The following is a 24571-nucleotide window of genomic DNA, read 5'->3' on the forward strand; positions in this document are numbered from 1 at the left end:
GCTTCGAGCCGTGGGTGGAGCTGGCCGCGGCGTGGACAGCGGCGGCCGGGGGCGATTCACTGCGCGGCGCACGGCACGCCCGCGCCGCCGCCGCTGTGGCCCGCGACCGCGGCGACCACGCCTTCGAGGCGACGGCGCTGTACGACGCGGCCCGGCTCGGCTCACCCCGGCCGGTGCGGCGCAGGCTGGACGAGCTGACCGGCCTCCTGCCCGGTCCGGCCGCACCGGTGCTGGCGGCCGCGGCGACCGCGTTGGCGTCGGGCGACGCGACGGCGCTGGACGGGACGGCGGCCGCGTTCGAGGACCTGGGGATGCCGCTGCTCGCCGCGGAGGCGGCCACGACCGCGGCCTTGGCGCACCAGCGCGCGGGCCGAGCGGTCGCGGCGGTCCGCTCCCGCGAGCACGCCGCTTCGGCCCGGCTGGAGTGCCCGCTGGCGCGGACCCCGCTGCTGCTGGTCGAACGGCTGGTCGGGTTGACGCCGAGGGAGCGGGACATCGCGGCGATGGCCGGGGAAGGGCTGTCCAGCCCGGCCATCGCGCGCCGGTTGGAGTTGTCGGTGCGGACCGTGGACAACCACCTGGGGCGGGTCTACGCCAAGCTCGGTGTGACGGGCAGGCGCGCCCTGAGGGCGGTGCTCCAGCCTCGCGGCACCCGCTGAGTCCCCGCGCCCTTGGTGCGAGTGGGGCCTGCGGGGACTCGGGTGTTCACGACCTCGACCGGAGCGGCACCTCACCGCTCCGGTCGAGCGGGCGACTCGGTCAGCCGGGCGTGCCGCGGTACCAGTCACCGGCCGAGGTGCACACGGTCACCTTGAGGCCGCGCGCGAACGCGGAGTTCGCGGTACCCGAGCGTTCGACTCGCGGGGTCAGGGGGTGAGGGCCCTGGCTCGGGTCAGGAGGTGGGTGGTGGCCTGCTCGCCCTGTCGGTGGCCGATCTCGCGGTGCAGGTCCAGCGCCCTGCTCGCGGACTCCACCGCGGCGTCCACCGCTCCGGCCGCCAGGTGCAGCTCCGCGCACAGCGTGCGGGCCCGTGCCTCCAGCAGGCGGTAGCCGGTCTCCACCGCCACGGCCAGCGCGCGCTCGGCGTCGGGCAGGTCGCGGCGCGCGGCCGCCAACCCGATCATCGCCTTGACCTCGCCGAACCGGTACGACGCGGCGCGCGCGGTGGCCAGCGCCTCGCGGAGGTGGCCGATCGCCTCGGCGTGCCCGCCCAGCGCCTGGTGCGCCAGGCCCAGCACCACCAGCACGTCCACCTCACCGCGCCGGTAGCCCGCCTCGCGGGCCAGCTCCAGCGCGTCGCGGGCCAGCCGCGCGGCCTCGGCGTGCCTGCCCGACTCGTGGTGGGCGGCGGCCAGCTCGCCCGTCGCGTCGGCCTCGCCGCCCCGGTCGCCCAGCTCGCGGTGCAGTGCCCGCGCCCGCTCCAGGTGGTCCGCCGCGCCGTCCAGCTCGCCCAGGTCCCGCCAGACGCCGCCGAGGTAGGTCAGGCCGTTCGCCTCGCCCTGCCGCGACCCGATCTCCTCGTTGATCGCCAGCGCCTGCGCGTGCTTGTCCAGCGCCTGGCGCAGCCTGCCCAGGTGCCGGTAGACGATGCCCAGGTTGCTCAGGTTGTTGAACTGGTTGGTCAGCCTGCCGGTGCGGCGGTTGAGCTCGAAGGCCCGCTCGTGGTGCTCGGCGGCCTCGACCAGCCTGCCCGAGGTGCGCGCCAGGTTGCCCAGGTTGCCCAGCGCCGCGGCCTGCCCCTCCAGCCAGCCGCCGCGCCCGCCGTGCTCCAGCGCGCGGGTGGAGTACTCGGTGGCCTGCCGGTGGTGGCCCTGCCGGTGGTGGGCGTCGGCGATGCTCAGACACGCCGCAGCCTGCGCGCGGTCGTCCTGGTTGGCCTCGCCGATGCTCAGCCCGGCGTGCGCCACGGCCAGCCAGTCCACGGTGTGCATCCGCAGCCAGAAGTAGCCGCGCAGGGCCTCGGCCAGCAGACCCGCCTCGGGCAGCGGCCGGTGCCGCGCCGCGTGGGTCACCGCGGCGACCAGGTTGCCCCGCTCGGCGTCCAGCCACTCCGAGGCCGCCGCGTGGTCGGCGAACACCGACTGGGGCGCGGGCCTGCCGGGCAGCGTCAGCCGGATCATCTGCGGGTAGAGCACCGAGGCGGCGGCGTCGACCGCCCGCAGGTACCAGCGGTGCAGCCGCAGCACCGCCGCGTCCCGCTCGGCGGCGGGCAGGTCCTGCTCGCGGGCGAACAGCCGCAGCAGGTCGTGGTAGCCGTAGCGGCCGGGCGCGGGCCGGGTGAGCATGTGCGCGGCGGCCAGCTCGTCGAGCAGCCCGGCCACCTCGGTCACCGGGTCGCCGCTGAGCGCGGCGGCGGCCTCGGCGGTGAAGTCCGCGCCGGGGAACGAGCCGAGCAGGGCGAACAGCCGCCGGGTGGGCTCGCCCAGCGCCGCGTGGGACAGCTCGAACGCGGTGCGCACGGCGGTCTGCTCGTCGCCGTCGACCCGCAGCGCGGCCAGCCGGTTGCCCGCCAACCGGTCGGTGTAGGAGGTCAGCGACCCGGTCGGGTTGGTGATCAGGTTGGCCGCGGCGATGCGCAGCGCCAGCGGCAGGTGGGCGCACAGCTCCGCGAGCCAGACCAGCGCCTCGGGCTCGGCTCGGGCGCGCCGCGCGCCGAGCAGGCCGGTCAGCAGTGCGCGGGCCTCCTCGGCGGTGAGCACGTCCAGCGGGACGCTGTGGGCGCCGTCGCGGGCCACCAGGCCGGTCAGCGCGCCGCGGCTGGTCACCACCACCGCGCAACCGGGCGTGCCCGGCAGCAGCGGTCGCACCTGCTCCAGGTCGCGGGCGTCGTCGAGGACCACCAGCGCGCGGCGGCCCGCCAGCTCGCTGCGGTAGAGCGCGGCGGCCTCCTCCAGGTCGGTTGGCACCCGGTCGGGCGGCACGTCCAGCCCGCGCAGCAGCCGCGACAGCGCGGTCAGCGGCGGGGTGGGCGGCGCGGTGGCGTTGCCCTGCAGGTCCACGTGCAGCTGACCGTCGGGGAACCGGTCGCGGGCGCGGTGCGCCCAGTGCCTGGCCAGCGCGGTCTTGCCCACGCCCGGCGTGCCGGTGATCACCACGATGGGCACCGCCCCGGTCTCGTGGGCCTGGCCCACGACCCGGTCCAGCAGGCGCAGCTGCCCGGCACGGCCGGTGAACAGGCTGACCCCGGCGGGCACCTGAGCGGGTACCGCGCGCGGCCGGGCGGCAGGCCGGGACGGCCGCAGCCGCAGGTCGTCGGCGAGCACGGCGCGCTCCAGCTCGCGCAGCTGCGGCCCCGGCTCCACCCCCAACTCCGAGACCAGCAGGGCGCGGCCCGCGCGGTAGACCGCCAGCGCCTCGGCCCGCCGCCCGCACCGGTACAGCGCGGTCATCAGCAGCGCGCGCAGTCCCTCGCGCAGCGGGTGCCGCTGCACCAGGCGGGTCAGCTCGTCGACCACCTCGGCGTGGCGGCCCAGTTCGACCTGGGCACCCAGCCGCAGCTCCAGCGCGGTCACCCGGCGCTGCTCCAGCCGCGTCACCTCGGCGGCCAGCGCGTCGCTGGCGGGCACGTCCTGGAACGCCTGACCGCGCCACAGCCGCAGCCCCTCCGCCAGCCGCCCGACCGCCGCCTCCAGCTCGCCCGCGGCCAGCTCGCGCTGCGCGGACTCCACGCAGCGCTCGAACACCGCGGCGTCCACCTGCCCTTCGGGCACCACCAGCTGGTAGGCCGCGCCCTGGGTGACCAGCCGGGCCCCGCCGTTGTCGCCAAGGAGCCTGCGCAGGCGCACCACGTAGCCCTGCACGGTGTTCAGCGCGGTGCGCGGTGGGTGGTCGCCCCAGATGGCGTCCACCAGCCGGTCGGCGCTGACCGCGCGGCCGGGCTCGGTCAGCAGGACCGCGAGCAGCACGCGCTGCTGCGGCGCGCGGACCGCCGCCCAGTCGTGGCCGTCCCAGACCTGCAGCGGACCGAGCACCTGGAATAACATCGGCTCACCCCGAGGGTGAATCTACTCACGGCGGGATGGCGTTACCAGGTCCGGTCAACCGGCGGCCCGATCATCCCCGTGCGGCGCATCCACGACCGGGGGCAGCGCCCAGCGCACCACCCTGGTGACGCCGTGGCCCGCCAGGCGGGCGGCGGTGGCTTCGAAGACGGGCAGGAACGGCAGGCGCAGCGGCAGCCGGGTCCACACCGGCAGCGAGGCCACCGCGGCGGCGGCCAGCGCCGCGTAGGGCGCCCGCACCGGCACCGGGATCGGCGGCTTGACCAGCAGGAACCATGCCGCTTCCCGCGCTTCGGGGGTGCCGCGCAGCTCCGGCCGGTACGCGGCGAGGCGGGCGGCCAGCGCGGCGGTGGTGGTCGGCGGGTCGGGCACCCCCAGCGCGAGGGCCACCCGCGCGGTGTCGGCCACGTAGCCGTCGGCCTCGGCCGGGGTCAGCGACGTCGCGCCGTAGCGCTGGTGGCAGCGCAGGAAGCTGTCCACCTCGGCCACGTGCACCCACTCCAGCAGGTGCGGGTCGGCCGCGTGGTAAGGCACGCCGTCGGCGGTGACCCCGCGCACGCGCTGGTGGATCGCGCGGACCCGGCGCACCGCGGCCTCGGCGTGCGCCGCGGTGCCGAAGGTGGTGGTGGCCAGGAAGGTGCTGGTGCGCTGCAACCGCCCCCACGGGTCCTGGCGGTAGTCCGAGTGCCCCGCGACCCCGGCCATGGCCAGCGGGTGCAGCGACTGCAGCAGCAGCGCCCGCAGCCCGCCGACGAACATCGCGGCGTCGCCGTGCACCCGCCGGATCGGCCGGTCCGGGCCGAACCAGCGGGGACCGGCCGCGCCGTGGATGCGGTCGCGGGCGCGCTCGCCCTGCGGGCCCGCGACGCGGTCGAACAGCGCCGCTCCGACGCGCTTCCTCAGCGGCTCCAGGTTCAGGTCCACGTCCACGTCCCTTCGGCACCCCGGCGGTTCCGACTCACGCCGCTGGGTGCGCAGGCGCACTGCCGATCGACGCCCTGTGCTCTCAAGACGCCTCGGAGAGGTGACCCGGTGCGGTCGGGGCAGGCCCCGTCCCGGTCAGGTCACCTCGACGATACGCGCTTGGACCAGCGATCCTTCCTCGATCCGCAGCAACCCGATGGTGCCGTGCGGCTGGCGGCGGCGGTCCGTGGGCGATCCGGGGTTGAACACGCGCACCCCGTCACCGGTCGCGTCGAGGGGGATGTGGGAGTGGCCGAAGACGACGAGCCCGGCGTTCGGGAAGCGGCGGCGCATCCGGGCGGTGCGGCCTGCGGCCGGGCCGCTGTCGTGGACCATCGCCACCGGCAATCCGGCCAGGTCGAGCTCGACGGTCTCCGGCGCGCCCCACGCCGCCACGTCCGGCCCGTCGTTGTTGCCCAGCACCGCGGTCACCGGCGCGTACTGGGCCAACTCGTCGAGCACCGGCGCCACGCAGACGTCCCCGGCGTGCAGGACGGCGTCGGCGTGGCGCAGGTGCTCGGCCACGGCGGGCGGGCAGGACTTCCAGCGACGCGGGGCGTGCGTGTCCGACAGCACCACCACGCGCACGATCAGCCCCGGTCGGGGTCGTCGGCCACGGACCGGTCGGCCGTGCCGATGGTGCCGGTCGGGTCGGCCTCCGGCCGGTTGGGCCTGCCCGGTTGGAGCTCGCCCCGGTCGACCGGGTCGGCTCCCTCCTCGGCCAGCGAGGTGCGCTGTTCGGCGTCCTGGTCGCGCATCGGGTCGGTGTGCTCCATGCGCCGGGACTACCCGATCGGGCCCGACCTACGCGCCGCGCTGGCTGTCGAAGGCCCACTGGCCGTTGACGTTGACCATCGAGTAGACGTGCCGCTCCCGCTCGGTGTGGCCGTCCTTGAAGGTGTAGGTCACCGTGGCGAAGACCTGGTCGCCCTCGGACCGCACGTCGGAGACCGCCACCGCGCTCATCCGGTTCCAGAAGTCCTGGTAGTTGGCGAACGACAGGTTGCGCTCGGCCTTGAAGCGGTCGGTCAGCCTGCCGAAGGCGCTCTGCTGGTCACCGGGCAGCAGGCCGTAGTAGTCGATCACCGCCTGGTCCGGGCCGACCTGCTGGGGTGGCTGCTGGGGCGGCTGCTGCTCGGTGGTGGTCGTGGTGGTCCCGGTGGTGGTCGTCTGCTGCTGGGACGTCGCGGTCGTGGTGGGTTCGCCGGACGTGGCGGGCGGCGGCTGCTCACCCGCGGAGGTGGTAGTCGCCGCAGCGGTGGGGGTGGTCCCGTCGCCGGAGGGTTGACCGTCGTCGCCCAGGTTGCGGGTGAGCAGGAAGGCCAGCGCGGCGACGGCCAGCACCACCACGGCCAGCAGGGCGATCCGGGCGCGCCGTCGGCCGCTGTCCCCCGCCGGTGGCTCGGGGGTCGGAGCCGGTGCGGGGACCGGGGGTTCGGGAGTCGGGGACTCCGGAGCCGAGGACTCGGCAGCCGGGGGCGCGGTGGTGGGTGCCACCGGCTCGGAACCGGCGGGCTCCGGCTCCACCGGCTCCTCCACCAGCGTCGGCGCGGGCGGGGTGGGAGTGCTCAGCACCGCGGTCGGCGCGGGGTCGAGCACGCGGCCCTCCTGGAGCATCTCCGCGGCCTCGGCCATGTTCGGCCGGGTCGAGGGCTCCGGGTCGAGCAGGCGCTCCAGCACCGGCGTCAGCGGCCCGGCGTGCCGCGGCGGCGCGTACTTGCCCTCGGCGACGCGGTGCAGCAGGGCGATGGTGTTGCTGTCCAGGCCGAACGGCGGCTCCCCCTCGACGGCGGCGTAGAGCGTCGCGCCGAGCCCGTAGACGTCGGACGGGAAGTCGGCCTTGGCGCCGCGGGCCACCTCGGGGGACAGGTACGCGGGGGTGCCCACCAGCATCCCGGAAGCGGTGACGGTGACCTCGTCGGCCGCGCGGGAGGTGCCGAAGTCGGTGACCTTGACCGTGCCGAACTCGGTCACCAGCACGTTGGCGGGCTTGACGTCGCGGTGCACCACGCCCGCCCGGTGGGCGGCGGCCAGGCCCGCGGCCAGCTGCGCGCCCAGCCGCTGCGCCTCCTCGTGCGGCAGCCTGCCGCGCTCGGACAGGATCGCCGCGAGGCTGCGCGAGGGCAGGTACTCCATGACCAGCCACGGGTGGCCGTCGTGCTCGACCACGTCGTAGAGCGCGATGACGTTGGGGTGCTGCAACCGGGCGGCCATCCGCCCCTCCCGCACCGCCCGCCGGGTGGCCTCGTCGTCGAAGCCGGTGTGCGACAGCAGCTCCTTGACCGCGACGACCCGCCGCAGCCGGGTGTCCTGGGCCCGCCACACCACCCCCATCCCGCCCGAGCCGATCCTGTCAGTCAGCCGGTACCTCCCGGCGATCGTGCGGTCCTCCACCGGTGCTCCCAACCATCGCCGCGCACGTTCGGCTTATGGGATACCCAATCGAGTGAGGGATGACTCACTCACTGTTCCCATGCCGTCGTTCAGCCTTCCAGGTGTGCCGCCGACAGGTGAACGGGGCCTCCTTGATCCATTCGGGTGCACCCGATCACTCCACTCCGGACCGCGGCGGGGTCGGCCTGCCGGATGGCTGCAAGCCCGTTGCAGGCCCGTTGCAGGAAGGGTCGGGGACGCTGGTGCCATCCCCGAGCGGAGGTCCCCCGCCACATCCGGTGCGGACCGCGCAGGCGGGTGCAGCCCGCCGGGTCCCTCCCCATGGGGGTGGGGAGGGACCCGGTGCCGTTCCGCGGCCAACGGCTCCGATCGGCCCTGTCGCGGACCACGGGGCCGTGCTGTGGTTTCCAGGAGTCCCCGAATCCGCCCCGCGGTTGGAGGAACGATGGAGATCAAGCACGTCCTGGCGGCGGTGCTGCTGACCGGAGCGGTCGCCGCACCCGCGAGTGCGGCACAACGGGCGGTGCTCTACAGCGGCCACGGCGAAGCCGTCGACGGCAGCTACGTCGTAGTCCTCCACCCCGGACAGGACACCGCCGCGGCGCGCTCGCTCGTGACCCGATCGGGCCGCGTGGAGCACACCTACACCTCGGCGCTGCACGGCTTCTCGGTGCGCGCCACCCCGGCCGCGGCCAGGAGCCTGGCCGCGGACCCGCGAGTCGCCTACGTCGCCCAGGACCTGGTGGTCCGGCTGCCCGACGCGGTTTCCGCGCGGGAGGTGGTGGTGCAGCCGGACCCGCCGTCGTGGGGCCTGGACCGGATCGACCAGCGCTCCCTGCCCCTGGACGCCAATTACCACCACGCGAACACCGCGCCGGACGTGCGGGCGTACGTCGTCGGCACCGGCATCCGCTACTCCCACCATGAGTTCGGCGGTTCGGCGGTGCCGGGCGTCGACGCGGTGGGCGGCGTCACCCCGCCCGGCGGCGACTGCAACGGCCACGGCACCCACATGGCGGGCACCGTCGGCGGGCAGAGCACGGGCGTGGCCAAGGACGTCACGCTGGTGTCGGTGCGGGTGCTGGACTGCTCCGGTGCGGGCTCCTACAGCCAGGTCCTGGCGGGCGTGGACTGGCTGACCCGCGACAGCGGCGGCAGGCCGTCGGTGGCGCTGATGAGCCCGGGCGGGTCGTTCTACCGGCCGCTCAACGACGCGATCACCGCCTCGATCAACGCCAACGTGCACTACTCGGTGATCTCCGGCGCCTCCGGGGCCAACGCCTGCGACTTCTCCCCCGGCAGCACACCACTGGCCACCACCGTCGGCGCCACCGACCGCACCGACGCCAAGACGAGCTGGTCCAACCACGGCGGCTGCATCGACGTGTGGGCGCCCGGCGCGCAGATCACCTCGGCGTGGGGCACCGCCGACGACGTGTACGCCGTCATCAGCGGTGCCACTGCCTCCGCCCACGCGGCGGGCGCCGCCGCGCTGTGGCGGCAGCGGTTCCCGACCGACCCGGCCACCGCGGTGGCCGACGCGCTGCGGGCCAACGCGACGCCGGGCGTCATCGGCGGCCTCGCCCCGGACTCGCCGAACCTGCTGCTCTTCACGGGCGCGGTCCCGTCGTGACAGCCGCCCCGAGTCGCGCGTCCGGACACCGCGAACCGAGCGTTCGGGCACGTCGGGTAGTAGTTAGCGGCCCGTGTGGAGGCCACGGGTAGTACTTGCAGGTGCTGGTCAGGCCAGGCGGAGACGGCGGTGCAGCACCCAGGCGCCCAGGCCCAGCAACGCGGCGCTCAGCGCGAGGAACACCCCGGCCTCGACCGCCTGGAACGCCCAGAACCGGTCGTCGGGGTGGAACAGCGCGTGGACGCGCACCTTCCCCTCCTCGAAGCACCGGTTGACGTCGTCCCCGCAAACCGCACGCAGGTCCACCGGGTTGCCCGCGCCGTCCACGTAGCTCGTCTCGACGCGCCACGCCTTCTCCCGCAGCATGGTCGAGTCGACCACGCCGCCCTGCGGCTCGGCGTAGTGCGGGCGCAACCCGTTCCCCACCGCGATCAGCACCGGCACGTACCCGACGATGGCGGTGACCATGGCGCCCAGGGTGTTGCGCACGAGCAGCCCCGCCGTGGCGCCGAGGGTGAAGGCCAGCGCGGTGTACGCGCCGATCGCCACCCCCTGCACCTCGAAGGACGGGATCGCCAGGCGGGCGCCGCGCAGGGTGGACAGCGCCGGGTCGGCCCAGGCGTTCACCAGGCCCAGCAGCGTCATGCCCAGGACCACCGGCAACCCGGCCACCGCGATCTTGGTCGCCCACCAGCGCGTGCGCCCGATCGACTGGGTCAGGCTGAACACGTGCGCGCCCTGCTCGATCTCCCGCGCGAACAGCGGTCCGCCTGCGAACGCGCCGAGCAGCACCGGCAGGGCGAGCAGCAGCAGTTGGAGGTAGCCCAGGTACATCCCGTACTTGTCCTCCACCGCCGTCTCGTCCAGCGACCTCGCGTCGAAGCCCGTGTAGACCATCACCGCCGCCAGCGCGGTGATGATCGCCAGGCTGATCAGGACCTGCAGCCGCTGCTGCCGCCACGCCACCCAGGTCATGCCGCCACCGCCCGCGCGGACCGCAGGTACGCCATCGCCAGCTCCTCCAGCGACGGCTCGTCGGCTTCCCAGCCGGGCACCGGACCGGTGCGGGCGATCACCGTCGCCTGCCGCTCGGTGGTGCGCGCCTCCACGACGCCGTCGGGCATCACCAGCTCGCGCGAGCCGATCAGCACGCGGTGCTGCGCCAGCAGGTCCTCCACGTCGCCCTGCAGGCGCACCCGTCCGCCCGCGAGCAGCAGCAGGTGGTCGCACACGCCGTCCAGGTCGGCGATCACGTGCGAGGACAGCACCACGGTCATGCCGCTGTCGGCGACCTCGGCCATCAGGGTCCGCATGACGTCCTCACGCGCCAGCGGGTCCAGGTCGGCCAGCGGTTCGTCGAGCAGGACGACCTCGGGTCGCCTGCCCAGCGCGATGGCCAGCGCCACGCGGGTGCGCTGGCCGCCGGAGAGCGTGCCCACCTTGGCCTGCGGCGGCACGTCCGCCTCGCGGACCAGCCGCCAGGCGTACTCGTCGTCCCACGACGGGTTGAGCACCGCGCCCGCGCGCAGCATCTCCGCCACGGTGAACCCGCGGTAGAGCGGCTTGTCCTGGGCCAGGAAGGCGAGCTTGCGGTGCGTCCCGTGGCGACCCGGCTCCTCCCCGAGCACCCGGATCGAGCCGGTGGTGGGCCGCAGCAGGCCGGTGGCCAGCCGCATGAGCGTGCTCTTGCCCGCCCCGTTCGGCCCGATCAGCGCCGAGATGCGGCCGGTGGGCAGCTGGAACTCGCAGTCGCGCAGCCCCCAGCCGCGCCGGTAGCGCATCCCCAGCGCCGTCGCGTCGAGCGCGTAGGTGGTCATCTTTGGTCCGTTCCCCTCAGTAGTGGGCGTCGAGCTCGGCTTTGAACAGGGCCTCGACGTACTCGCGGTCCAGCCCGTCCGCGCGTGCCCGGCGCACCCAGTCGGTCAGCTGCTCGCGCAGCTCCCCCGCGTCCGGTTGGGCCAGCGAGGCCGACACGAACGTGCCCATGCCCCGCTTGCCCTCCACCAGCCCCTCGCGCTCCAGCTCCCGATAGGCCTTGAGCACGGTGTTGGGGTTGATGGCGGTGGCGGCCACGACCTGCTTCGCGGTCGGCAACTGGTCGCCGGGCCGCAGCAGACCCAGCCGCAGCGCGTGCTTGGTCTGGTCGACCAGCTGCTGGTAGGTGGCCACACCGGAGCGCCGGTCGATCCGGAACTCGATCACCCATGACCCTTTCACTAGTTAACTAGTGAAAGCAGGATGCAGTACGGCCGCCGCGGTGTCAACCGCCGCCCCTCGGCGAGCGAAGCGCCGCACAGGGGCCACCCCTGCCGCACGACCGCCGAATTCCCGCCCGGAAACGCCCGTTGGCGATTTCACGACAAGGCGGCGAAACCGCGCCACCCCGCCCCTGCGGTTCCCGAGGTCCGCCAATACCGCCATCGACAGCCGTTCGCAATTCCTTGATCACGCGGACTCCCTACGCCGAACGGTCCAGCGCAATAAGCCACTCGTGGGGACCGCTCTTCGCTTTCTGCACTTTTACGGACCAGGCCGACACAATTCGTCACCACGAACAGAACCGTCGAGCGATATCCGATGCCCGCTGACCGCGCTACGGTCAGACGGCTTTCATTTCTCGCGATCGAGGGGATGAACTCCGTGAGACCACGCCGTGGTTCCGCACGCCTTTTTTCGCCGCTCATCGTCCTTTTCCTGGTCCTCGCCACCATCGTCGCGCCGGTCGGCACCGCGCAGGCGGCACCCGGCCTCGGTGCTCCGCACATCACCGAGGCGTACTCCCGCGACGAGGCCGCCGACGTGGTCTTCGTGGCCGCCAACCAGCACCGCGACCCGGCTGCGGAGTGGTCGATCACCATCACCGCGGCACCGGGCGGCCAGAGCGCCGTGGTGAAGAACCGGGAGAAGACCTCCGCCCGCGTCAAAGGACTGACCAACGGCACGAAGTACCGGTTCACCGCGGTGGAAACCCTCGGTCAGGCGTCCTCCCCCACGTCCCGCAGATCCGAGCCGGTGGTGCCCCGCACCGCCCGCAGACCCCTGCCGCCGACCATCGACTCGGTGTTCGGCCGGGAGGGAAGCCTGGTGGTGCACTGGAATCCCGGCGCCGACCGGGGTGCCCCCATCACCGGGTACACAGTGAGCGCCTCGCCGTCGGGCCGGAAGGTCACCGTCGACGGCGACACCCGCACCGCCACCCTGACCGGACTGCCCAACGGCAGGGCGCAGACCGTGTCGGTGGCCGCGACCAACAAGATTGGCACCGGCAAGGCCGCCACCTCCCCCGACGCGGTGCCCAAGCCGCCCTACGCGCCGAGCAGGCCCCGATCGGTGTCGGCGACCCCCTCGGCCGACGGAGTCCAGGGTTCGCTCGACGTCGCCTGGCAGCCGCCGAAGGACGATGGTGGCGCGGCGATCACCTCCTACACCGTCACCGCTTCGCCGGGCGACAAGTCGGTCTCCGTTCAGGGATCGGTGCACCAGACGAGGCTGACCGGGTTGAACCCCGAGGTGGTGCACACGGTGTCGGTGACCGCGGTCAACGGCACGGGCGACCGGCTCGCCGCAGCGGCCACCGCCAAGGCCAAGCCCGGCTACAAGATCAACGGCAAGACCGTCAAGCTGACCGCGAACAGCATGGACGCCATCAGCCGCGTCGCCCGCGACCGCGTGGTGTTCGAGCAGGCCACCCCGCAGGTGAAGAAGCTCGACCAGGGACAGATCATCGTTGCCGAGGCCAGACTGCCCAGACCCCGCAAGGGCTTGCTGCGCAAGATCACGGAGGTGCGCACTTCGGGCGAGAAGGTAGTGCTGATGACCACCGACGCCAGGCTCCAAGAGGCGATCGACACCTCGTCGCTACGGGTCGCCCCCAGGGCCGACTGGATGCGCGGCGGGCAGGTCCGCTCGCTGGTGCCGGAAGCTCGCGTCGAGGCCGAGCAGTCGCTCGGCGGGTTCAGCACGGACTTCACCTTCAAACCGCAGTCGCACTCCAGCGAGACCAAGGAGCAGTCCGAGGCCCACGTGGGCTTCGAGGCCTCGGTGACCGGTCACGTGGCGATCACGCCGGACTGGTCGATGGACCTGGACATGTCCTGGCTCAAGCTCAAGAGCGCCTCGCTCACCGCGCGCGCCACCGTCCAGGCGTCGATCACCGGCCAGCTCACCCCGCAGTTCTCCGGTTCGTACCAACCCGAGAAACCCCTGCTGGAGTACAAGTTTCCATGCTTCACGACCTGGATCGGCTGGTTCCCGCTGGTGACGTGCCCCGAGTTCACGCTCAACGGCACGCTCGGCGCCGAAGGATCACTGCAGTTCACCTTCAACGCCTCCTACGAACAGGTCGTCGGCGGCAGCCTCTCCTACAGCGGCGAGACCGGTGAGTGGACCCCGAAGACGCTCACCACGGCTCCGGCCACCACCTTCGACCCACACCTGGGGGCAAAGGCGCAGGTCAAGCTCGCACTACCGGTCGACCTGCAGATCCGGCTGTACAACGTCGCCGGTCCCGGCCTGCAGGTCACCCCGTCGCTGGCCTTCGACGCCGACTCCGACCGGACGCCCTGGGGCAAGGTCCTGCTCGGCGTCAACGTCGCGCTGACCTTCCGCGTGCCGCCGCTGGGGTTGGACCGCAGCACCAGCGTCTACACCGACGAGTGGCCGCTCTGGGAGTCCAGCGGCAAGATCACCACCCTGAGGGTCTCACCGACCACTCGCCGGGTGAGACCGGGCGAGAGCGCGCAGTTCACCGCCGAGTCGGTCGGGTGCGACAACGCCCAGCCGATCACCTGGTCCCTCGCGGAGCCCGCGCTCGGCTCGATCACCCCCGACGGGCGCTACACCGCGCCTGCCTCCGGGTCCAGCCAGGACCGGGTGATCGCCACCCAGACCGCGTCGGCGACCTGCGACAGGAGCACCGGGGAGGCGTTCGTGCAGAGCGGCGTGGTGGCGCCCAGCGCGCCGCAGGGCCTGGCCGCCCGCTGGGAGGGGGAGAACCTCGTGCTGACCTGGTCGCCACCCGCCGACGACGGGCACGAGGCCGTCCTCTACGGCGTGGTCGCCTGCCGCTGGACCGACTTCGGCGACTCGTGCGCGTTCTACGGGGAAACCCCCCACACTTCCGCCACCATCGGACCCGATCCCAACACCGCGGGCCAACTGGTCCGGGCCACCGTGCTGGCGCGCAACAGCGCGGGCAACGGCCCGCCTGCGGCGTACGTCGACTTGCACTGACCAGGTGCACCGAGCAGCCCCGGTCGACGTGGACGCGGCATCGACCGGGGCAGGCGGGTGACCGGATCAGGTCGCGAACGCGGTCCCGATCCGGTCACCCGGCCGCGACCTGCGCCAGACCACCACGAGGAACAGCACTCCCATGATCATCGGGATGACGCTCATGGACCAGCTCAGCGCCATCGGCGGGCCGGGTTGCTCCAGCACGCTGAGCCGGGGCAGGACCCCCTCGCCCCGACCGAGCGGTCCGTCCACCGAGAACCGGAGCGTCCACGGGCCGGGGTCGTCGAGCGCATAGACGTCCAGACCCCACACCTCCCGCTTGCGCGGGTGCCGCGAGAGCGGTTCGGTCTCCCCCGAGCTCGGGTCGGCGTCGGGCATCAGCTCGACCGTCCCGCTCCGGTCGGCGATGCCGCCCTCCGGCATGAACGTGAAGTCCAGCGAGTGCAACGCGCGCAGCGGCCACTCGCTGAACCCGACCGTCACCGGGTAAGGGCCGACCTGCACCTGCTCGGTGTGGACGATCTCGACCGGTTCGTAGGCGAGCGCGGGCGTCGCGGTGGCCAGCGGCAGGGCGAGTGCCGCCGCGGCGGCGAGGGCCGCGGCGCGCAGCCATGAGGTGCGCATGATCAGTGTCCTCCGGTGGTGGCGGGGATGGGGGCGGTCGCGGCGGGAGTGGCCTCAAGAGCGCGGAGCATGACCGCGAAGCGGACGCCGAGGTGCCCGGCCAGCGCCCCGAGACCCACGCCCAACAGCGCGGTCAACGCGGTCTTGCCCAGCTGCTGCAGCGGTTCCTGGCCCACGACGGCGAGCTGGACCGGCATCGTCACGGCGACGACCAGCCCCACGGCCGCGCCCGCCAGCGGGGCGACGCGAGCGGGTGACCAGCCGCGGGAACGGCCCGCGGCGAGCAGGGCGGTCAGTCCCGCCGTCATCGGCAGCAGTGCCATGGGCAGCATCGCTGGCACGTCCGGCGAGGGCTCCCGGAACTCCCGCAGCGGCAGGCCCACCGAGTTCGCGTACTCCGCCGTCGCCCACGGGGAGAACCACCACAGCAGCGCCTGGACACCCACCGCGATCAGGCCGATCGCCACGACTTCGCGCCCGGTCCGCAGGAAGTAGGCCGCGGTGACCAGCGCCAGCGCCGTGCAGAACGCGATACCCGCGTGGAAGGCGTTCACCGCTCCTTCGAACTGCTTCAGCGCCAGGAGCGGGACGAGCACGAAGAAGACGAACATCAGGACGGCGAGCTGGAAGCCGCGCCGCCCCCACGCGGTCCGCCCGGCCGCCGCGCAGGTGATCACCGCGCCCATCATGGTGAAGGTGATCGACAGCAGCAGGGCCACGTGCGGCGGCGAGGCGATGGTCACGTCGAACCCGTAGGTCGTGTGCCAGATCTGGTCCCACAGCCCGGCGGTCAGGAACACCGCCACCGCGACACCGGTCACCAGGTAACCGAGGGGGGCGGAGAAGGTCTTGCCGAAGACGCCGACGGCCTGTCCGCCCGCCGTGAGGGCCACGGAGCGCCCCGCCTTGGCGGCCGCCGTGGTGCGCAGGACCATCGCCAGGCTGGTGATGCCCGCGATCGCGCTGCCCGCGTAGATGAACAGGTGGGGCAGCGTGAAGAAGGTGTCGGGCCCGACGTCCCCGTGCCACTGGATGTCCCAGCTCATCCCGACCAGCGACAGCATCGTGCCGATCAGGATCGTGGTGCTCGCCGCGATACCGGCGCGATCCGCGCGGGCAGCGGCTTGCGCCGTCGTGTTCCGCCCTGGTGAGAGCCGATCCATGTCTTCTCGTTCTCCTGCTTCTCGGTGTGGTGCGCCGGTCATCCGCTGACCAGCAGGGGGAACACGACCCGGTCATCGCCGTCCGGGCCGCTCAAGCGCACGGTGAACTCGTACTGGCCGCCCATCGGCAGCGACACCGCTTCGGCGCGGTAGGCGCCGGGGGAGGTGGCGGAGGGCCGCACCGTCGACAGCACGTGCCCCATCTGGGGCATCAGCACCTCCAGCTCGATCTCGTCCGGTGTGGACGGTCGGCCGTCGGCGCCGGTCACGGTCAGGTCGACGGCGGTGGTGCCCGCCCGCGCGGCGGCCACGGTCAGGTTCACCGCGTGGCGCGCGCCGCCCGCCCGCAGCGTCGCCGGGCCGCCGCCCGCCGCCCCGGCGAGCACGACGGCGAGCGCACCGGCCGCCACCAGGCACAGCAGTCCGACCAAGCCGAGCACGAATCTCCGGTCGTGCTTGCGGTTGGTGACGAATGGGGCCCTCATCGGCCTTCCTCTCGCTCGGCGTCCTCGCGGCCGGTGATGGTCAGCTCCACCGGGACGGTCAGCACCGAGTAGTGCCGCTCGGCCTGGAGCCACACCAGGTACCGGCCCGGTAGGGAGAAGTGGTGGGTGAAAGTGGTGTCGGGGCCGTAGGCGGCGACCGTCTCGTCCGGCTGGTCGCCGGGCCCGGTCGGGACCATGTGGTGCACGTGCCCCCAGACCGGCGCGTCCTGCGCGGCCCGCCCGACGTCCTGCCCGCCGCGCAGCGGGCCCACCACGATCATGTGGCCGACCATGCCCAGCCACGGCTGCAGGTCGTTCCCGGTGCCGAAGCGCGCGTGCACGGTGGTGGCCCCAGCGGTGTCCAGGCCCTCGGTCCGCACCACCACGTCGGTGCCACCGATCCGCCGCGGCCCGTCGCCCGCCACCGGGGCAGGCGCGGTGGTGTCCGTGCCCAGGTCGAACCCGGTGGCGGAGCGGAGCAGTTGCACGCCGCCGCCGCGCCGGGCGATCTCCGCGGACACCGCGTAGTGGCCCTGTTCGGTGGAGTCCACCAGCACGCGGTAGGTGCCGGGGCCGGTGCGAGCCGGGTGCAGGTGCCGCAGGCCGCCCGAGGGCGTGACGACGACCAGGTGGACCAGTGCGCTGTCGTGCACGAGCAGGTCGTCGGCGGGTGCCCCGCTGGAGCCGTCGGTGACGGTGAGGGCCAGGTCGGCGCCGGTGGGCACCTGTCGCGCGGCCACCACCAGGGTGGCGGGCGGGCGGGAGAAGTCCTGCGGGGCCAGCGCTCCGCCCGCGTAGGGGTCGCGGACGTTGTCGACCGTCGCGTCCAGTTCCACGCCCGGCCTCGGCGGCGGGGGCACCAGGCCGGTGAGCAGCGCGCCGACCGCGCCCACGGCGATGGCCGCGACGACGCCTGCGGCCGGGATCAGCGGCACCCAGGCGCGGCGGGAGAGCACGGCCGTCGCGATGGCCAGCACCAGCAGCACGCCCGCGGCGAGGAACCCGTTCTGGGACAGCGACTGGACCGGCGAGACGACGGGGGCGGGCACCACGAACGGGATGCGCCCGGTGTGCTCGCCGTCGTCCAGGACCAGTTCCCACGGTCCCACGACGTCGACGGCCAGGTCCGCGTCGTAGGAGCCGGGCTCGGCGCCGAGGTCCAGTCGGGTTTCGCTGGGGCTGCCCGCGGCGTCGTCGCCGGAGCGCACCCCGGTGGGCGCCGCGGACAGCCGGATGCCGCCCGCGGGGGTGCCCGCGTGGGTGATCACGTTGACCCGCAGCGGACCGGGCACCACCTCGACCGCGCGGACCACCACGGTCAGCTCCCGCGTGCCGAGGGTCTGCGCGACGTGGACGTCCTGACCCGCCGGACCGCCGTCGGCCCAGGCGGGCGCGGCTCCCGACAGCAGCGCGACGACGACGCACAGCACCGCGCTGAAGCGGGCGAGTGGGGTGTGTCGTTGGTTTCTCATCACCGACGAAACTAGGGATCGCCCACCCCTCGGGGCGTCACGTGCGCGGGGGTTTGCGGTCCCCCTGGCGGGTGATCGACAACCCCGACCCGCGCCGGTGCGCGGTCAGGGTCGCGCGGGTCGGCGGCCCTCCCCCACCGCCCGCACGACCCCGTTGGTGTGGGCGAACACCGCCGCGTGCGCGCGGTCGCGCAAGCCCAGCTTGGCCAGCACCCGCGACACGTGGGTGCGCACGGTCTCCTCGCCGAGGTGCAGGTGGGCGGCGATCTCGGCGTTGGTGCGGGCGTCGGCGAGCAGCAGCAGCACCTCGTGCTCCCGCACGGTCAGCCGGTCCAGCTCCGGCGGCGGCTCCGGCGCGCGGACGCTGGTGGCGATGCGGGGCGCCAGGCGGCGGGCCACGGAGGGGTCGATGGCGGTGTCGCCGCGACCCGCGACCCGGATCGCCGAGACCATCTCCTCGGGCGGGATGCTCTTGAGCAGGAAGCCGTTGACCCCGGCGCGCAGCGCCCGGTGCAGGCTCTCGTCGCTGTCGTAGGTGGTCAGCACGAGCACCGCCGTGGTGTTGCCCGGCGCGGCCACGATGGCCTCGGCGGCGGTCAGCCCGTCGGTGTTGGGCATCCGCACGTCCAGCACCGCCACGTCCGGGCGCAGCCGGGCGACCGCCTCGACCGCGGCGCGGCCGTCGGTGACCTCGGCGACGCAGGTCAGGTCGGGCTGGGTGTCCACGATCGCCCGCACGCCCGAGCGGAACAGCGCGTGGTCGTCGGCGAGCAGCACGGTCAGCACATCGTCTCCTTGGCGAAGCGGGCGCGGACGCGCCAGTGCGCGCCTCCCGCGACGGGACCGATCTCGACGTCGCCCTCGAACAGGGCGACGCGCTGGCGGATGCCGTCCAGGCCGCGGCCGGGCGAGGACGAACGGGGCCGGGCGGGGGCGGTGGGCAGCGGATTGGTCACGGTCAGGGTGATCGCGTCGTCGCCGCGGTCGAGCCGCACGGTCACCGGGCCGGGCCCGCCGTGGCGCAGCGCGTTGGTCAGCGCTTCCTGCGCGATCCGGTACAGGGCCAGGTCCAGCGAGTCCGGCAGCGCGGTCGGCCCGGTCCCGGTGGCGGTGAAGGTGACCGCCAGCCCCGCGCGCCGCACGCCCGCGAGCAGCTCCTCCAGGTTGTCCAGACCGGGTTGGCGCTGCGCGGCCGCGTCCTCCCTGCCGTGCAGCACGTCGAGCAGCCGCCGCAGGTCGACCATCGCCGCCCGGCTGCCGATCTCCACGGCGTGCAGCGCCCGGCCCACCGCGCTGTCCTCGGCATCCGGTGCGGCGATGCGCGCCGCGCCCGCGTGCACCGCGATGGCGCTGACGTGGTGGGAGATCACGTCGTGCAGGTCGCGGGCGATGGCGCTGCGCTCCTCGGCCACGGCCTGCGCGACGGCCATCCGCTCGTCGTGCTCGCGGCGCTCGGCGAGCCGCTCCAGCGCCGCGAGCTGGCCGCGCCGGGTGGTGGTGTGCCGTCCCACCACCCACGGCAGCACGCCGTTGCCCAGGACGGTGAAGACCAGGGCGGCTCGGCCGTGCGCGCCGTCCGGCGCCAGCAGGGCGTTGGCGGCGACCGCGGTGCCGAGCACGACGAGCGTGCCCAGCGCGGGGGTGAGCGGCAGCCACGCCCCCGCCAGGTAGCCCGCGATCAGCACGCCGGTGCCCGACAGCTCGCGGGTGCTGTCGTCGGCGAGCAGCAGCGGGGCCGCGATCAGCACCACCGCGTGCAGCGCCGCCACGCCGCCGGAGAAGCGCGGCGGAGCGGCCAGGCAGGCGTCGACCGCCGCCACCAGGACGAGCACCGCCCACTCCCTGGGGGACAGCGCGAACTGCGGGCCGCTGAGCAGGAACTCGCCCACGTCTGCGACCAGGCAGATCACCGCGGCCAACCAGGACCGCCGCGCCAGCCTGCCCCTCAGCTCCCGCGCTTCCTGCGCGCTCACGGCGCGGACGCGGTCCGGGGATGGGCGACGCCCTCGGGCACCGCCGTCCCCTCAGCCGCGGACCGCCGTCCGCCGGTGGGCAAGGTGTCGAGCGTCGCCATCGCACTCCTCCGCAGACCAGAACCCGGCGGATGCTATAGCGAAGCTTTCAAAAATAGCAACGGTGTGCTGTGCGCTCCGGCGGCTCACCCCGCCTCCGAGAAGTGCCGGACCGCCCCGCCCGCCGCAGCGGGGCACTTCGGGCGCACGCGCAGCTCGACCACGGCGACCGCCAAGGCCAGGACCACCGAGGCCGCGGCGGCGCCGATCGCGATCGACGCGGCCACCGGGTACTGCCGGTCGTGGGCGGACAGGACCGCGTAGAACACACCGGGCAGGGCCGCGGTGCCCACCGCGGCCCCGATGCGCTGGCCGGTCTGCAACGCCCCGCCCGCCGCGCCTGCCACGGCCACCGGCACGTGCCGCAGGGTCAGCGTGGTGTTCGGCGAGATCACCCAACCGCCGCCCACGCCCGCCACCAGCAGCGCGGGTGCGATGGCCCAGCCCGCGGCGGAGCCGGGAACCAGCCGCAGCACCACGGCGGTGGCGGCCAGGCCCACGACCACCAGGCTCAGGCCGGTGACGGTCAGCTTGCGGCCCCAGCGCTCGACCAGCCGCCCGCCCAGCAGCGCCGTCACCGCCGAGCCCGCCGCGAACGGGGTCACCGCCAGCCCCGACTGCAGCGGGGTGTAGCCCAGGCCGACCTGGAAGTACAGCGCGAAGACCAGCCAGATGCCGCTGAACCCGATGAAGTAGACCATGCCCAGCGCCGCTCCCGCGCCGTAGCCGGGTGTGCTGGTGAACAGGCGGATGTCCAGCAGCGGACCGCGGTCGCGCGCGGCCAGCCCGCGCTCCCAGCGGACGAACACCGCCAGCAGCACCGCGCCCGCGGCGAACAGCCACCACAGCGCGCGCAGGCCGCCGGACTCGGCCAGCACCAGCGGCAGCATCACCGCCAGCACGCCGGCGCCCAGCAGCGCCACGCCGACCGGGTCCAGCTCGCCGCGCGGCCCGGTGCGCCCGCGCGGCAGCAGCCGGGCCGCCAGCACCAGGGCGGCCAACCCGATCGGGACGTTGACGTAGAAGATCCACCGCCAGCCCTCGTCCTCCCCCGCCACGGCCAGGATCAGCCCGCCGACCACTGGTCCGATCGCGGTGGAGACAGCCACCGTGGCGCCGAAGAACCCGAACGCCCGGCCGCGCTCGGGGCCGCGGAACAGCTGCTGGATCAGCGCCGAGTTCTGCGGGGCCAGCGCGCCCGCGCACACGCCCTGCGCGAGTCTGGCCGCGACCAGCACCCCGGTCGTGGGCGCCAGCCCGGCCAGCGCGCTGAACAGCACGAAGCCGCCGAGCGCGGCCAGGAACACGGTGCGCCTGCCCAGCGCGTCGCCCAGCCGCCCGGCGGGCACCAGCGCCAGGCCGAAGGTCAGCGCGTAGCCCGAGACGACCCACTGCACGCCCGCCGGGCCGGTGCCGAGGCCGTGCTGGATGGAGGGCAGCGCGACGGAGACGATGCTGATGTCGAGCAGACTCATGAAGCCCGCCACGAGCGTCACCGCCAGCGCCTTCCACCGGCGCGGATCGGGCTGGTAGGAGTCGGTCATGCCCACTGTCTACCCACCGCTGGGCGGTCTCGCAGGGTGAGCGATCAAGGTGCCCACGAGTCGGGGTGCGACGCGGACCGCCGGAGGTCGAGGGCGATGTCGGCGTAGGGCACCAGGGCGGTGCCCTACGCCGACATCACGGGGATGGCGGCCCGACCACCGCAGGTGACCATGTCGAGGTTCGGCGCGTCGAGGTGCCGCTCCAGGTTCACCGCCGGGACGATGAACGGGTCGAGCGCGGCCGGGGTGAGGTCGCGTCGAACACGACGCGGATGTCCGCGAAGTCCGGCATGGCGATCAGTCCCGCCACGCCGTCGGCGGTGGTGTCGACGATGCCGTCACCTGCGGTCGGACGGCCCGGAGAAGTTCCTGCACGGTCCGGGCGACGGCGTGCGGCGCGGGGTGCCCAACCCGCTGGGCCCGCTGTCGGTGCGGTAGTTCGGACTGGGGACCGAGGGCTTCTTCGAGGTGGTCGCGGACGGGCGCGGCACCGTGCGCCGCGAGCGGGCCGTTACGAAGATCATCCCGTTCTCGCCGCACAACTCGGACGAGGTGCTGGACGTCCTCGGGCTCAACGTCAAGGCACCGGCTCAGCCCGGTCGATCCGGCGGCGCACCGGGCCGTGACCCGCACCTCCCATAAGTCAACAGCTGTTGACCTGACTGCGGCGAACCGCCCGCGACTAAGTCAACAGACGCTGACTTAGTCTGCCCCCATGTCCACGAACCGACGCCGCTCCGCATCCGCCACCAGGGCCGCCATCCTCGACGCGGCCCGCGTGCGCTTCGCCGCCGAAGGGCTCGACCGGGTCACCGTCCGCGACATCGCGGGCGACGTCGGGGTCGACCCGGCCATGGTGATCCGCTACTTCGGCTCGAAGGAGGGCCTGTTCGCCGAGGCCGCGCGGTTCGACCTGGAACTGCCCGACCTCGGCGACGTGCCGCCGGAGGAGTTCATGGACGTGCTCATGCCGCACTTCTTCAGCGTGTGGGAGAACAACGCGGGCTTCCTGGCCTTGCTGCGCGCGGCGACCACCGACAAGAAGTCCGCGGCGAAGATGCTGGACCTGTTCACCGAGCAGGTCGCCCCGGCGCTGGCCGCCGCCGCGGTGGACCGCGCGCCCGAGCGGGCCGCCCTGCTCGGCTCGCAGATGCTGGGCCTGGTGCTGTCGCGGTACGTGCTGGGAGTGCCCCCACTGGTGGAGATGGACCGCGAGCGCCTGCGCGACTGGATCGCCCCGGTGCTGCGGCACTACCTCACGGCGGAACCGCCGAGCGCCTGAGTCAACAGCCGTTGACTTGCCCTCCACCCCGGTCTACCGTCGCGGTCAACAGGCGTTGACTTACTCGGTGGCACGAGGAGGAGCGGTGATCGACACCCGACCTGTCCTGATCGTCGGCGCGGGTCCGACCGGCCTGACCGCCGCGGTGGAGCTGTCCCGGATGGGCGTCCCGGTCCGCGTGGTGGACCGGGCGCCAGGTCCGGCGACCACGTCCAGGGCGCTGGCCGTGCACGCCCGCACCCTGGAACTGCTGGCGCCGCGCGGCGTCGGCGACGAACTGCTCGCCCTGGGCAACCGGGTGCGCGCGACCACCCTGCACGGGCGCGGCGGGCGGCTGGCGTCGATGCGGCTGGACATGGTCCCCAGCCACTACAACTACATCCTGATGGTGCCCCAGTCCGAGACCGAGCGACTGCTGCGCGAGCGGCTGGCCCACCAAGGCGGGCACGTCGAGCAGGGCGTGGAGATGGTCGACCTGGCCCAGCCGCCCGACGGCGGGGTGCACGCGGTGCTGCGCCACCCCGACGGGCGCGAGGAGGCGGTCGAGGCCGCCTTCCTGATCAGCGCCGAGGGCGCGCACAGCACCGCCAGGCGCATCCTGAACCTGCCCTTCGCGGGCCGCGCGCTGGCGCAGGGCTTCGCGCTGGCCGACCTGCGCGTGGACGCCGACCTGCCGGAGGACGAGCTGTCCATCTTCCTGGCCCCCGACGGCTTCGCGGCCGCGTTCCCGATGGGCGGCCACCGCTTCCGCCTCATGGCCGCCGACCCGGCGGACCGCGACAAGGACGCCCCGCCGCCCTCGCTGGCCGAGGTGCAGGCGATCTACGACCACGTCAGCCCCGTGCCCGCCACGTTGCGCGATCTGAACTGGAGCTCCCACTTCCGCGTGAACAGCCGCCACCTGTCCACGCTGCGCGTGGGCCGGGTGTTCCTCGGCGGCGACGCCGCGCACGTGCACAGCCCGGCGGGTGGGCAGGGCATGAACGCGGGCATCCAGGACATGGTCAACCTGTGCTGGAAGCTGGCGGCGGTGCTGCACGGCCGGGCGACCCCGGCGCTGCTGGACACCTACCAGGCCGAACGCCTGCCCGTCATCGCCGCCCTGGTGCGCGCCACCGAGAGGACCACGCAGGCGTCCACCTCGCGCAGCCCGCTGCTGTACCAGGTCCTCGCCCACCTGCTGCCACTGACGCTGGGCCGGGAAGCGGTGCAGCGCAAGGCCACCCGCACGCTCAGCCAGCTCGCCGTGCACCACCGCCGCGGCCCGCTGGCCAGCGACAGCCGCCTCGGCCCGCTGCGGGCGGGTGACCGCGTGCCCGACCTGATGCTGGAAGGCGGGTCACGCCTGTACGAAGTGCTGGACCTGAACGGGCCCACCCTGTTCGCGGTGGCGCCGCACGGGACGGCACCGGTGTGGCGGGAGGCGCTGCGGCGGTGGCAGGGGGCGGTCACGGAGCGCCGGTTCTTCGTCCACGCCGACCAGCTCGACGCCGACAAGGAGGTGGCGGACGCGCTGCGCGACCGGGGCGGGCTGCTGCTGGTGCGCCCCGACGGCCACCTCGCCGCGGCCGCCCCCATCACCGACCCGACCGCGATCGCCGAGTGGCTCACCCGCTGGTTCACCCCGCGCCCGCCCTCCACCACCACAGCTGTGGTACCGGCGACCTCGGGCGTCGCGTCCGGCGAACCGGACGCCTGACCGG

Annotated in this window: 21 protein-coding genes; 5 read left to right on the plus strand and 16 right to left on the minus strand. The window is 74.0% G+C overall.

The window, feature by feature from the left end; genetic code table 11:
- A partial coding sequence (locus tag IEZ00_RS14420) for a helix-turn-helix transcriptional regulator (RefSeq protein WP_189223718.1) occupies nucleotides 1-659 on the plus strand: 659 nt, incomplete at its 5' end.
- Nucleotides 660-866: 207 nt separating this feature from the next.
- Here IEZ00_RS14420 and IEZ00_RS14425 read toward each other — a convergent pair.
- The 5 genes from IEZ00_RS14425 to IEZ00_RS14445 all read right to left on the minus strand — a co-directional run bounded on the left by IEZ00_RS14425 (nucleotide 867) and on the right by IEZ00_RS14445 (nucleotide 7358).
- Entirely contained in the window at nucleotides 867-3983 is a 3117-nt protein-coding gene (locus tag IEZ00_RS14425) for an AfsR/SARP family transcriptional regulator (RefSeq protein WP_189223719.1), read from the minus strand.
- A 54-nt stretch (nucleotides 3984-4037) separates the two neighbouring features.
- Nucleotides 4038-4931, minus strand: a complete 894-nt coding sequence (locus tag IEZ00_RS14430) for an oxygenase MpaB family protein (RefSeq protein ID WP_189223720.1) — start codon at nucleotides 4929-4931, stop codon at nucleotides 4038-4040.
- 129 nt (nucleotides 4932-5060) lie between these two features.
- Entirely contained in the window at nucleotides 5061-5543 is a 483-nt protein-coding gene (locus IEZ00_RS14435; protein WP_229795647.1) for a metallophosphoesterase family protein, read from the minus strand.
- Between the two features lie 11 nt (nucleotides 5544-5554).
- A complete protein-coding gene (locus tag IEZ00_RS14440) occupies nucleotides 5555-5740 on the minus strand; it encodes a hypothetical protein (protein WP_189223722.1) in 186 nt (61 codons plus the stop codon).
- Between the two features lie 28 nt (nucleotides 5741-5768).
- Nucleotides 5769-7358, minus strand: coding sequence for a serine/threonine-protein kinase (locus IEZ00_RS14445; protein ID WP_229795649.1), 1590 nt, complete (start codon nucleotides 7356-7358; stop codon nucleotides 5769-5771).
- Nucleotides 7359-7803: 445 nt separating this feature from the next.
- On the opposite strand from IEZ00_RS14445, the gene IEZ00_RS14450 reads away from it, so the two are divergent.
- Nucleotides 7804-8991 carry a S8 family peptidase gene (locus IEZ00_RS14450; RefSeq protein ID WP_189223723.1) on the plus strand — a complete coding sequence of 396 codons (1188 nt, stop codon included), beginning with the start codon at nucleotides 7804-7806 and terminating at the stop codon, nucleotides 8989-8991.
- Nucleotides 8992-9099: 108 nt separating this feature from the next.
- On the opposite strand, the gene IEZ00_RS14455 is transcribed toward IEZ00_RS14450, so the two are convergent.
- From IEZ00_RS14455 to IEZ00_RS14465, 3 genes are read right to left on the minus strand one after another with little or no spacing between them, the layout of a single operon-like run.
- A complete protein-coding gene (locus tag IEZ00_RS14455) occupies nucleotides 9100-9966 on the minus strand; it encodes an ABC-2 membrane transporter-related protein (RefSeq protein ID WP_189223724.1) in 867 nt (288 codons plus the stop codon).
- Nucleotides 9963-10808, minus strand: a complete 846-nt coding sequence (locus IEZ00_RS14460; protein WP_189223725.1) for an ABC transporter ATP-binding protein — start codon at nucleotides 10806-10808, stop codon at nucleotides 9963-9965. Before IEZ00_RS14460 ends, IEZ00_RS14455 begins: the two co-directional genes overlap by 4 nt.
- 16 nt (nucleotides 10809-10824) lie before the next feature.
- Complete coding sequence (locus IEZ00_RS14465; RefSeq protein WP_189223726.1) at nucleotides 10825-11193, minus strand: GntR family transcriptional regulator; 369 nt, start codon at nucleotides 11191-11193, stop codon at nucleotides 10825-10827.
- Between the two features lie 438 nt (nucleotides 11194-11631).
- On the opposite strand from IEZ00_RS14465, the gene IEZ00_RS14470 reads away from it, so the two are divergent.
- Nucleotides 11632-14223 (plus strand): fibronectin type III domain-containing protein, encoded by a 2592-nt coding sequence (locus IEZ00_RS14470; RefSeq protein WP_189223727.1) that lies wholly within the window; start codon nucleotides 11632-11634, stop codon nucleotides 14221-14223.
- Between the two features lie 66 nt (nucleotides 14224-14289).
- Here the strand turns inward: IEZ00_RS14470 and IEZ00_RS14475 are convergent, their stop codons facing one another.
- From IEZ00_RS14475 to IEZ00_RS14510, 8 genes are all read right to left on the minus strand, one after another.
- Complete coding sequence (locus IEZ00_RS14475; RefSeq protein ID WP_229795651.1) at nucleotides 14290-14850, minus strand: hypothetical protein; 561 nt, start codon at nucleotides 14848-14850, stop codon at nucleotides 14290-14292.
- Nucleotides 14851-14852: 2 nt separating this feature from the next.
- Nucleotides 14853-16013 carry a hypothetical protein gene (locus IEZ00_RS14480; protein ID WP_189223728.1) on the minus strand — a complete coding sequence of 387 codons (1161 nt, stop codon included), beginning with the start codon at nucleotides 16011-16013 and terminating at the stop codon, nucleotides 14853-14855.
- A 38-nt stretch (nucleotides 16014-16051) separates the two neighbouring features.
- Nucleotides 16052-16498, minus strand: a complete 447-nt coding sequence (locus tag IEZ00_RS14485; RefSeq protein ID WP_189223729.1) for a FixH family protein — start codon at nucleotides 16496-16498, stop codon at nucleotides 16052-16054.
- On the minus strand, nucleotides 16495-17970 hold the full coding sequence (locus tag IEZ00_RS14490; protein ID WP_189223730.1) for a DUF8832 domain-containing protein: 1476 nt from the start codon (nucleotides 17968-17970) through the stop codon (nucleotides 16495-16497). Before IEZ00_RS14490 ends, IEZ00_RS14485 begins: the two co-directional genes overlap by 4 nt.
- A gap of 105 nt (nucleotides 17971-18075) precedes the next feature.
- Nucleotides 18076-18756 (minus strand): response regulator, encoded by a 681-nt coding sequence (locus IEZ00_RS14495; protein ID WP_189223731.1) that lies wholly within the window; start codon nucleotides 18754-18756, stop codon nucleotides 18076-18078.
- Entirely contained in the window at nucleotides 18750-19943 is a 1194-nt protein-coding gene (locus IEZ00_RS14500; RefSeq protein ID WP_189223732.1) for a sensor histidine kinase, read from the minus strand. The genes IEZ00_RS14495 and IEZ00_RS14500 overlap by 7 nt, the downstream gene beginning before the upstream one ends.
- A 185-nt stretch (nucleotides 19944-20128) precedes the next feature.
- Nucleotides 20129-21586: an MFS transporter gene (locus IEZ00_RS14505; RefSeq protein WP_189223733.1), complete on the minus strand. Its 1458-nt coding sequence runs from the start codon at nucleotides 21584-21586 to the stop codon at nucleotides 20129-20131.
- A gap of 338 nt (nucleotides 21587-21924) precedes the next feature.
- Nucleotides 21925-22110, minus strand: coding sequence for a hypothetical protein (locus tag IEZ00_RS14510; protein WP_189223734.1), 186 nt, complete (start codon nucleotides 22108-22110; stop codon nucleotides 21925-21927).
- 191 nt (nucleotides 22111-22301) lie between these two features.
- Here IEZ00_RS14510 and IEZ00_RS14515 point away from each other — a divergent pair, with 191 nt between their 5' ends.
- Both IEZ00_RS14515 and IEZ00_RS14520 read left to right on the plus strand, forming a co-directional pair.
- On the plus strand, nucleotides 22302-22868 hold the full coding sequence (locus tag IEZ00_RS14515) for a TetR/AcrR family transcriptional regulator (RefSeq protein ID WP_189223735.1): 567 nt from the start codon (nucleotides 22302-22304) through the stop codon (nucleotides 22866-22868).
- A gap of 85 nt (nucleotides 22869-22953) precedes the next feature.
- Nucleotides 22954-24567 (plus strand): FAD-dependent monooxygenase, encoded by a 1614-nt coding sequence (locus IEZ00_RS14520; protein WP_189223736.1) that lies wholly within the window; start codon nucleotides 22954-22956, stop codon nucleotides 24565-24567.
- Nucleotides 24568-24571: the final 4 nt, after the last annotated feature.

It is taken from the genome of Saccharothrix coeruleofusca, assembly GCF_014648515.1.
GTDB classification, from domain to species: domain Bacteria; phylum Actinomycetota; class Actinomycetes; order Mycobacteriales; family Pseudonocardiaceae; genus Actinosynnema; species Actinosynnema coeruleofuscum.